At 71.0% G+C, this 9501-nt stretch carries 7 protein-coding genes; 3 read left to right on the top strand and 4 right to left on the bottom strand.

Going from position 1 to position 9501, the window contains the following annotated elements; all coding sequences use genetic code 11:
• The coding region (locus ADK86_RS25155; protein WP_053698626.1) for a universal stress protein at nt 1-804 on the bottom strand (804 nt) is incomplete at its 3' end.
• A gap of 236 nt (nt 805-1040) precedes the next feature.
• On the opposite strand from ADK86_RS25155, the gene pflB reads away from it, so the two are divergent.
• Together pflB and pflA are read left to right on the top strand one after the other, a co-directional pair.
• On the top strand, nt 1041-3299 hold the full coding sequence (gene pflB, locus ADK86_RS25150) for a formate C-acetyltransferase (RefSeq protein WP_053698625.1): 2259 nt from the start codon (nt 1041-1043) through the stop codon (nt 3297-3299).
• 107 nt (nt 3300-3406) lie between these two features.
• Nucleotides 3407-4240 carry a pyruvate formate-lyase-activating protein gene (gene pflA, locus ADK86_RS25145; RefSeq protein ID WP_053698624.1) on the top strand — a complete coding sequence of 278 codons (834 nt, stop codon included), beginning with the start codon at nt 3407-3409 and terminating at the stop codon, nt 4238-4240.
• Nucleotides 4241-4253: 13 nt separating this feature from the next.
• On the opposite strand, the gene ADK86_RS25140 is transcribed toward pflA, so the two are convergent.
• Both ADK86_RS25140 and ADK86_RS25135 read right to left on the bottom strand, forming a co-directional pair.
• On the bottom strand, nt 4254-4502 hold the full coding sequence (locus ADK86_RS25140) for a hypothetical protein (protein ID WP_078952256.1): 249 nt from the start codon (nt 4500-4502) through the stop codon (nt 4254-4256).
• Between the two features lie 114 nt (nt 4503-4616).
• A complete protein-coding gene (locus ADK86_RS25135) occupies nt 4617-5420 on the bottom strand; it encodes a sirohydrochlorin chelatase (protein WP_078952255.1) in 804 nt (267 codons plus the stop codon).
• Between the two features lie 221 nt (nt 5421-5641).
• Between ADK86_RS25135 and nirB the strand changes: the two genes are divergently transcribed.
• A complete protein-coding gene (nirB, locus tag ADK86_RS25130) occupies nt 5642-8527 on the top strand; it encodes a nitrite reductase large subunit NirB (protein ID WP_053698621.1) in 2886 nt (961 codons plus the stop codon).
• 122 nt (nt 8528-8649) lie between these two features.
• Here the strand turns inward: nirB and ADK86_RS25125 are convergent, their stop codons facing one another.
• The gene (locus ADK86_RS25125; protein ID WP_053698620.1) at nt 8650-9321 is read right to left on the bottom strand and encodes a hemopexin repeat-containing protein; all 672 of its coding nucleotides are present in this window, start codon (nt 9319-9321) and stop codon (nt 8650-8652) included.
• Between the last annotated feature and the right edge of the window lie 180 nt (nt 9322-9501).

Below are 9501 nucleotides of genomic sequence, written 5' to 3'. Positions count from 1 at the left end.
GATCTTCCTCAGGTCGTGCCGGCCCGGGCTGCGGCGCCCCACGACCAGCAGCCGGGCCCGCGCGCCGGCGGACAGCAGGACCTGCCCGGCACCGCCCATTTCGACGTGCTCGACGACCTCCACCTGCGGGAAGCGCTCCCGCCACGGCCGTACGGCGTCGGCCAGCCGCTTGCGCTCCAGCGGCTCCAGGCCACCGGCGTCGTCGGCCGCCCGCATGGCCTCGCCGCCCCACACCACGACCGGCGGGATGTTCCACGCCCGTACCGCCCGCAGCCCCACTCCCTGGGCCGCAGCCGCCGCGAAAGCGAACCCCAGCACCGGATCGCTTTCCCGTACGTCCTGCACGCCCACCACCACCTCGTCACGCGGCCGCGCCGCGTCGTCGGGGCGCGGGCTGCGTACGAGGACGACGGGACCGGCCGTCTGCCGCAGCACCTGCAACCCCACGGAGCCGAGCAGATAGCCGACCAGCGTGCTGTGCCCGCGCGAACCGAGCACCAGCAAGTCCGCCGCCGCAGAGGCGGCGACCAGGGCCGCGACCGGCTCGTCCGCCAGGATCTCCGTACTGACCGGCAGCTCGGGGAAGCCCTCCGCCACCCGGGCGGCGGCCTGGCGCAGCACTTCCGTGGCCCAGCGGCGCTGCACTTCCTCGTCCGCCGCGACCAGTGCCTCCATGGGGCGCCAGACCCACGCGTGGACCAGCCGCAGGCGCGCTCCGCGGCGGGTGGCCTCGGCCGCTGCCCAGTCGGCGGCGGCGAGGCTGTGGTCGGTTCCGTCCAGTCCGACGGTGACGGTGCCGGGCATACGGGCCTCCTGAGGCGGGAACGGAAGTACGTCCGGTCCCCACTGTCCGGCCTCCACGGCCACCGCGGGGACGGTCCCAAGGTCCCGCGCCCGGGGACCAACGGCCTTGCGACACGCGGCCCGACGCCCACCGAGGGCCCTTCGGCCTTCGGGTCGGGACCATCGCCGACGTGGGAAGACGGTGCGCGGGAGTGCAATGGAGGCGAGCGCAGGCACAGCGATTCGGAAGGTGCACCATGACCGCCACACCCCTGGAGAAGACGACCGACGGCACGGCCTGGGAGGGCTTCGACGGCGGTCCGTGGCGCGACACCATCGACGTCCGCGACTTCGTCCAGCGCAACCACGTCCCCTACGAGGGCGACGCCTCCTTCCTCACGGGCCCCACCGAGCGCACGACCGCGGTGTGGCAGAAGCTGCTCGGCATGTTCCCCGACGAGCGGGTGCGGGGCATTCACGACGTGGATGTCAGCACCCCGTCGCGGATCGACGCGTTCGCGCCCGGCTACATCGACGAGGAGCGGGATCTGATCGTCGGCCTGCAGACCGACGCCCCGCTCAAGCGCGCCATCATGCCCAACGGCGGCTGGCGGATGGTCGAGGGCGCCCTCGCCGCGTACGGGTACGAGCCGGACCCGGCGGTCAGGGAGATCTACACCCGGCTGCGCAAGACCCACAACGACGGCGTCTTCGACGCGTACACGCCCGAGATCCGTGCCTGCCGCTCCGCCGGCATCATCACCGGCCTGCCCGACGCCTACGGCCGGGGCCGCATCATCGGCGACTACCGCCGCGTCGCGCTGTACGGCGTCGACCGGCTCATCGAGGACAAGCAGGCCGCCAAGGCCGACGCCGACGCGCAGTGGCCCACCGAGGACGTGATCCGCGAGCGCGAGGAGATCGCCGAGCAGATCAAGGCGCTGCACGAGCTGAAGGCCATGGCCGCCTCGTACGGGTACGACATCTCCCGGCCGGCCGCCACCGGCCGCGAGGCCGTGCAGTGGCTCTACTTCGGCTATCTGGCCGCCGTGAAGGAGCAGAACGGCGCGGCCATGTCGATCGGCCGCATCGACGCCTTCCTCGACATCTATCTGCGGCGCGACATCGAGCGCGGCGTCCTGGACGAGCGGCGGGCACAGGAGCTGATCGACGACTTCGTCATCAAGCTGCGCATCGTGCGGTTCCTGCGCACCCCCGAGTACAACGAGCTGTACTCGGGCGACCCGACCTGGGTCACCTGGTCGCTGGCCGGGATCGGCGAGGACGGCCGCCCGCTCGTCTCCCGTACGACCTTCCGCGCCCTGCAGACGCTCTACAACCTGGGCCCGGCCCCCGAGCCCAACCTGACCGTCTTCTGGTCGCCGCGCCTGCCGGGCGGCTTCAAGGAGTTCGCGTCGAAGGTCGCCATCGACACCTCGGCCCTCCAGTTCGAGTCCGACGAGCTGATGCGCCCGAAGTACGGCGACGACACGGCCATCGCCTGCTGCGTGTCGGCCATGGCGGTCGGCAAGCAGATGCAGTTCTTCGGCGCCCGCGTCAACGTCGCCAAGGCCCTGCTGTACGCCATCAACGGCGGCCGGGACGAGATGACCGGCAAGACGGTGGTGGCGGGCTTCGAGCCGGTCGAGGGCGAGTACCTGGACTACGCCACCGTCGCCGAGCGCTACGACGCGATGCTGGAGTGGCTGGCCGAGACGTACGTCCACGCCCTGAACGTCATCCACTACATGCACGACAAGTACGCCTACGAACGCATCGAGATGGCCCTGCACGACCGCACCGTGCTGCGCACCATGGCCTGCGGCATCGCCGGGCTGTCGGTCGCGGCGGACTCGCTGTCGGCGCTCAAGTACGCCCGGGTGCGGGCCGTCCGCGACGAGACCGGGCTGGTCACGGGCTACGAGACCGAGGGCACGTACCCGGCGTACGGCAACAACGACGACCGGGCGGACCGGTTCGCGAAGGACATCGTCCACACCTTCATGCAGAAGGTGCGCAAGCACCCCACCTACCGCGGCGCCGTGCACACCCAGTCCGTGCTGACCATCACCTCCAACGTCGTCTACGGCAGGAAGACCGGCGCCACCCCGGACGGCCGCCCGGCGGGCGAGCCCTTCGCGCCCGGCGCCAACCCGATGAACGGCCGCGACGAGCACGGCTACATCGCCTCCGCGCTGTCGGTCGCCAAGCTGCCGTACGACGACGCCGAGGACGGCATCTCGCTGACCAACACCATCACGCCGGACGCGCTGGGCCGCACAGAACAGGAGCGAATCGCGAACCTGGCGGGCGTGCTGGACGGCTACATGGCCGGCGGCGGATTCCACATGAACGTCAACGTGCTGGACCGGGCGACCCTGGAGGACGCCATGGAGCACCCCGAGAAGTACCCGCAGCTGACGATCCGGGTGTCCGGGTACGCGGTGAACTTCGTGCGGCTGACACGTGAGCAGCAGCTCGACGTCATCAACCGCACCTTCCACGGGGCCCTGTGACCCCGCACCCCGGCCCACGGCGCCGGTGCCGGGCCCTCACCCCGGTACCGGCGCCGTGTCCTTCTCCTCGCCCGCACCCGGGCGACACCCCCTCAGGAGGGCCTGACATGACAGTTACGCTCGGGACCGAGATCCCCGTACGCACCCCGCCCCTCGCCGGGGTGACCGCCCAGGAGGCCGCCACCCCGGCCGCAGCGGTCCAGCACCGCCCGGTGGCCGGTTCGGTGCACTCCTGGGATCTGTCCACCGGCGTCGACGGGCCCGGCACCCGCTTCGTGACCTTCCTGGCCGGCTGCCCCCTGGCCTGCCTGTACTGCCACAATCCCGACACCTGGAAGATGCGCGACGGCAAGCGCGTCCTGGCCGACGCCATGGTGGCCGAGGCGGCGAAATACGAGGCGTTCATCCGGGCCGCGGGCGGCGGCGCCACCCTCAGCGGCGGCGAACCGCTCCTCCAGCCGGTCTTCGCGGGCGAACTCCTCCACCGCTTCAAGCACGAACTCGGCCTGCACACCGCCCTCGACACCTCCGGCTTCCTCGGCGCCCGCGCCACCGACGCGCTGCTGCGGGACACCGACCTCGTCCTGCTGGACATCAAGTCCTGGCACCCCGGCCTCTACAAGCGGCTCACCGGCCAACGCCTGCGCCCCACCCTGGACTTCGCGCGGCGGCTCGCCCGGCTGGACAAAGAGGTGTGGGTGCGCTTCGTACTCGTCCCGGGGCTGACCGACGACCCGGCCAACATCGAGGGCGTGGCATCCTTCGCCGCCTCGCTCGGCAACGTGACCCGCGTGGACGTACTGCCCTTCCACAAACTCGGCGCCTCCAAGTGGGACCGCCTCGGCATGGACTTCACCCTGCGGGACACCCCGACGCCCACCGCGCCGGAGCTGGCGACGGCACGGGAGATCTTCGAAGGGGCCGGATTGACGGCGGTGTGAACGGGGAGGCCCGTCAGCCGAACCGCACGCTGGAGAAGGACGTGCTGCGCGGTGCCTGCTTGCCCGGGGCGAGCGGAATGGGATGCCCCTTGCACTTCTTGCCCGGGAAAAGGACGGCCGGCGTCTTCGTCGCGTTGCGGGGAGCTTGCGCGTGCTGCCCCATCGTCAGACACCGGCCGTTCGGCGGATTCTCGACGAGATACGACTTGCCTTTCGGCCCCAGCCAGATGAACGACCCCTTCGCGGCGAACGCTGCGCCCATGGGAAGAGTCGTGGCGAAGGTGAGCCCCGCGAGAGCTACGACGACTGGACGGAAGACACGCATCGTTCATCCTTTTCTGGAACGGCCGGCCTGGCCGGATCGGGCTTTTCCGGGTCAACGACACCCGGCTTTGTCCGACACGCCTGGTACGCCCCATCGGACCACTTCGGCATCTGCCGGATTCCCCGCCGTGGTGAGCCGGGCGCACGCGTCGAAGCGCGCGAGAACGAGGCGGGCCATGGCGGCCTGGGCGCCGAGCGGGCGCGCGGTGCACATGCACCCCGTACGTTCGGCCTCCGCGTCCAGATAGTCGGAGAAGCGCCCCGGAGCCATCAGATAGGGGACGACCGCGATACGGGTACGGCCCTCGGCACGCAGGTCCTGGGCCGTACGGGCCGGCGACCGGTCCTCCTCGCGACCGGCACACAGCAGGGCCGGGCGTACCGGAACAGGTTCGCCTCGCCGGACGTGCAACGCCCTGCTCAGTTGCCGTGCGACGGCGTAGCAGCCCTCATTGCCGCCGGGCCGGCGCGAGCCCGCGGCGGCCAGCACCACGGCGTCCGCCGGAAAACCGGCACGCGCCTCGGCCTCCTCAAGACGGTACGTCAGCGCTTCGGTCAGCAGCAGGTGCGGAGCCAGCGGTTTCGCGGCGCGGGCGGGCCCGAGCAGAGCGGGCAGGTCCACGGTGAAATGAAAGCCCGCGCCCAGCAGCAAAGGCACCACAATCGCCGGTGTCCCCTTCAGGGCGGCAACGGCTTCGGCGACCGTGGGCCCGTGGATATCGAAGAACGCGCTTTCCACCCGGAGAGCGGGACGCAGCGCTCGGACCTCCGCCAGCAACCGGTCCGTTTCCCTTTGCGCTCGGGCCTCGCGGCTGCCGTGCGCAGCGGCGATCAGGACCGGAGGAAAGGACGCCATACCGGCACCGTAATGGCGCGTTCCCGCCGCGATAAGACGCCGCCGGTCCCGGACCCACAGGGACGACCGGCCCTGATCAAAAGGCCGTTCGGCGCGGGGGACCGGCGCACAGCGGGCATAGCCTGAAGTCGCTGCGGCCCGGGAAGGCGCGGGCTTCGGGCGGCAGGCGGGGGAATACGGAAAACGCGTCCCGGCGCCCAGCAGTTGGCAGGAGTGCTCTCATGGTGTCATCCACCGACCGGCCCACTCTCGTTCTCGTCGGCCACGGCATGGTCGGCCAGCGGCTGCTGGAGGAGCTGGCCGTACGGGACGCGCTCGCCGGGCCGGGCAGAACGGACGGCCCCGGCGGAGCCGACGGCCCGGACGCTGCCGGGGACGGTCGGCGGTGGCGCGTGGTGATCCTCGCCGAGGAGGAACGGCGCGCCTACGACCGCGTACACCTGTCCTCGCTGTTCACCGGGACCACCCCGGAGGAACTGAACCTCGCCGGCCCCGACTTCCTCGAACGCCACGACATCACCCTGCGCCTCGGCGACCCCGCCACCGCCATCGACGCCGCCACCCGCACGGTGACCACGCGCCGCGGCGCGGCCTGGCACTACGACGCGCTGGTGCTGGCCACCGGCTCCTACGCCTTCGTCCCGCCGGTCCCCGGCCGGGACGCGCCCGGCTGTTTCGTCTACCGCACGGTCGAGGACGTCCGGGCCATCCAGGAAGCGGCGCGCGGCGCCCGCACCGCGGCCGTCGTCGGCGGCGGGCTGCTGGGCCTGGAGGCGGTCGGTGCCCTGCGCTCGCTCGGCCTGGAGACCAGCGTGGTCGAGGCCGCGCCCCGGCTGATGCCCGGCCAGGTGGACCGGGGCGGCTCCGACGTCCTGGCCCGCACCATCGAGGCGATGGGCGTCCATGTGCACACGGACGCGGCGATCACCGAGGTGTGGACCGGCGCCGACGGCCGCGTGCGCGGCCTGTCGCTGTCGGACGGCGGCAGCGTCCAGGCCGACCTGATCGTCTTCTCCGTGGGCGTACGGCCCCGCGACGAACTCGCCAGGACCGCCGGCCTCGACGTCGCCGACCGCGGCGGCATCGTGATCGACGCCCAGTGCCGCACCTCCGTACCGCAGATCTACGCGCTCGGCGAGTGCGCCCGCGCCGCCGACGGCAACGTCTACGGCCTCGTCGCCCCCGGCTACCGGATGGCGGAAGTCCTGGCGGACACCCTCACCGGCACGGAGAACGGCTTCACCGGCGCCGACACCTCCACCAAGCTCAAACTGCTGGGCGCCGACGTCGCCTCCTTCGGCGACCCCTTCGCCCCGGACGCCGGCGGCTCGGTGCTGTGGGCCGACTCCGGCTCCGGCGTCTACAAGAAGCTGGTGCTCGGCCCGGACGGCAAGCTGATGGGCGGCATCCTGGTCGGTGACGCGGACGCGTACGGCACCCTGCGCCCCCTCGTGGGGGCCCAACTGCCCGGCCCGGCCGCCTCCTTCCTGCTGCCCGCCGACGGATCGGGCCCGGTGGACACCACGGCGGTGCTGCCCGACGACGCGGTGATCTGCTCCTGCAACGGCGTGACGAAGAAGGCCCTGCGCGACGCGGTACGCGGCGGTGCGCACGACCTGGCCGCCGTGAAGAAGTGCACCGGCGCCGGCACCCAGTGCGGCGGCTGCGTCGGCGCTGTCACCTCCATCATGGAAGCGCAGCTGGCGGCCGAGGGGATCGAGACGGGACCGGGCGGACTGTGCCCGGACTTCACGCAGACCCGCCGCGAGCTGTACGAGATCATCCGCGTGACCGGCATCGACAGCTTCACGCGCCTGGCGAAGGAGTACGGCGTACCCGGCCCGGACGGCAAGCCGCCGCACGGCTGCGCGGTCTGCCGCCCGACCGTCGCCTCGCTCCTGGCCACCCTCGGCCCCGAACTCGGCCTGCACCACATCCTCGACGGCGAACAGGCCGCCCTCCAGGACACCAACGACCTCTTCCTCGCCAACCTCCAGAAGGACGGCACCTACTCCGTGGTGCCCCGCCTGCCCGCCGGGGAGATCAGCCCGGAGCACCTCATCGTGCTCGGCGAAATCGCCCGCGAATTCGGCCTCTACACCAAACTCACCGGCGGCCAGCGCATCGACCTGTTCGGCGCCACCGTGGACCAGCTGCCGGACATCTGGCGCAGGCTGGTCGACGCCGGCCTCGAATCGGGCCACGCGTACGGCAAATCCCTGCGGACCGCGAAATCCTGCGCCGGATCGCGCTGGTGCCGCTTCGGACAGCGCGACTCCGTCGGCATGGCCGTGGAACTGGAACTGCGCTACCGCGGACTGCGGTCCCCGCACAAACTCAAGCTGGCGGCTTCCGGCTGCATCCGCGAATGCGCCGAGGCCCAGAGCAAGGACGTCGGTGTCATCGCCACCGCGAAGGGCTGGAACCTGTACGTGGGCGGCAACGGCGGCACCAAACCGCGCCACGCCGACCTGCTCGCCCAGGACCTGAGCGACACGGAACTGATCCGCACCATCGACCGCTTCCTCATGTTCTACATCCGCACCGCGGAACGCCTGGAACGCACCGCGACCTGGCTGGAGCGCATCGACGGCGGAATCGACCACATACGGGACGTCGTCCTGCACGATTCCCTCGGCCTGGCCGAAGAACTGGAATCCCAGATGCAGCGCCACGTCGACGCCTACCGCGACGAATGGCGGGCCGTCCTGGAAGACCCGGCCAAACTCCGCCGCTTCACCAGTGCCTTCCCCGCCCCCGACGGCCCGGCCGCCCCCGGCCACGTCCAGGTCCGTACGCACGAGGGCGACTGGCGGTCCGTCTGCCTCCTGGACGAACTCGAACCCGGCCGCGGCATACCGGTCCGCGTGGGCGACGAACCGGACCCGATCGCCCTCTTCCGCTCCCCGGACGGCGAACTCTTCGCCGTCTCCGACACCGACCCCGTCTCCAAGGCGGACGTCATCTCCCGCGGCATCTACGGCGCGGTCGACGGAACCCCCGTCGTCACCTCACCCATGTACAAGCAACGCTTCGACCTGCGCACGGGCGCCTGCCTGGACGACGAGAGCCAGCGGCTCGATGTGCGGGGGGTGCGGGTGTTGTGAGGTGAAGGTTCGGCGGCCCGGGTGGGGTGGTGGCCTGCCTGAGCTGCCGGTCACCGCGGTGACGCCCCGCCCGAAGCCGTTCGGACGGGGCGTCGTGGCGTCTGCGCGTCATGCCGCGCGGATCACCTGAAGAAGTTCCAGTTCCCCTCGATCGGCAGCGGGTAGCCACTGTCGGTCCGGTCGCTGACCAGGTCGTACCGGACGTACTGGTCGTCCTTGAACAGGTACACCTTGTCCGTGTCGAGCACCGAGTTGACGGCCGCGTCGATCCCCCGCTGGAAGGTCTCCGGCAGCCCGCGCCAGCCGCGCAGAATGGGCGTCGGCCCGCCGAGGAGCTTGTCGTTGGGTACGTCGTAGCGGATGTACAGGTCGTCCTTGAAGAACCAGCTGACGTTCGGGTCGCTCTGGTGGTTGACCGCCGCGTCGATGCCGAGCTGGAAGTCCGGCGGCAGCCCCTTCCACGCCTCCGCGATGCTGAGCGGGTAGCCCGGCTCCACCTTGTCGGAGTCCAGGTCGTAGCGGACGTACTGGCTGTCCTTGAAGAGATACACGACCTGCGGCTGGTCCCGGCGGTTGAGCGCGGCGTCGATGCTGCGCCCGAAGGAGTCGACCAGGCCGGGCCAGTTGCCCTCGATGAGCTTCGGGTACCCGTCGAAGCCGTGGTTCTCCTTCATGCCGTAGCGCACGTAGGAGTTGTCCTTGAGGACCCAGGTGATGGGGTCGTTGCCCTTGGCCCGCACCACGGCGTCGATACGCCGGTAGAAGGATCCGGGTGAAGCGGTGTGCTCTGCCACGTTCCACACCCTCTCGCGGTCGATGGGTCTGGTGCACGCCTGCCGGCCGGCGGCTCTGCGAGCTCGTCACGTCACATTGCCAGCCCACTACGGTCGTGTCACGCCACCATCACGCATCGGCTCATTCCTCATCACTCCGCCATTCGGATCGAGCCATGTCACATCCACCCAAACTCCCTC

It is taken from the genome of Streptomyces sp. NRRL F-5755, from assembly GCF_001279365.1.
In the GTDB taxonomy this organism is placed as follows: Bacteria; Actinomycetota; Actinomycetes; order Streptomycetales; family Streptomycetaceae; genus Streptomyces; species Streptomyces rimosus.
The sequence above is the reverse complement of the archived record's forward strand: the minus strand, read 5'-3'. Positions and strand labels throughout refer to the sequence as shown.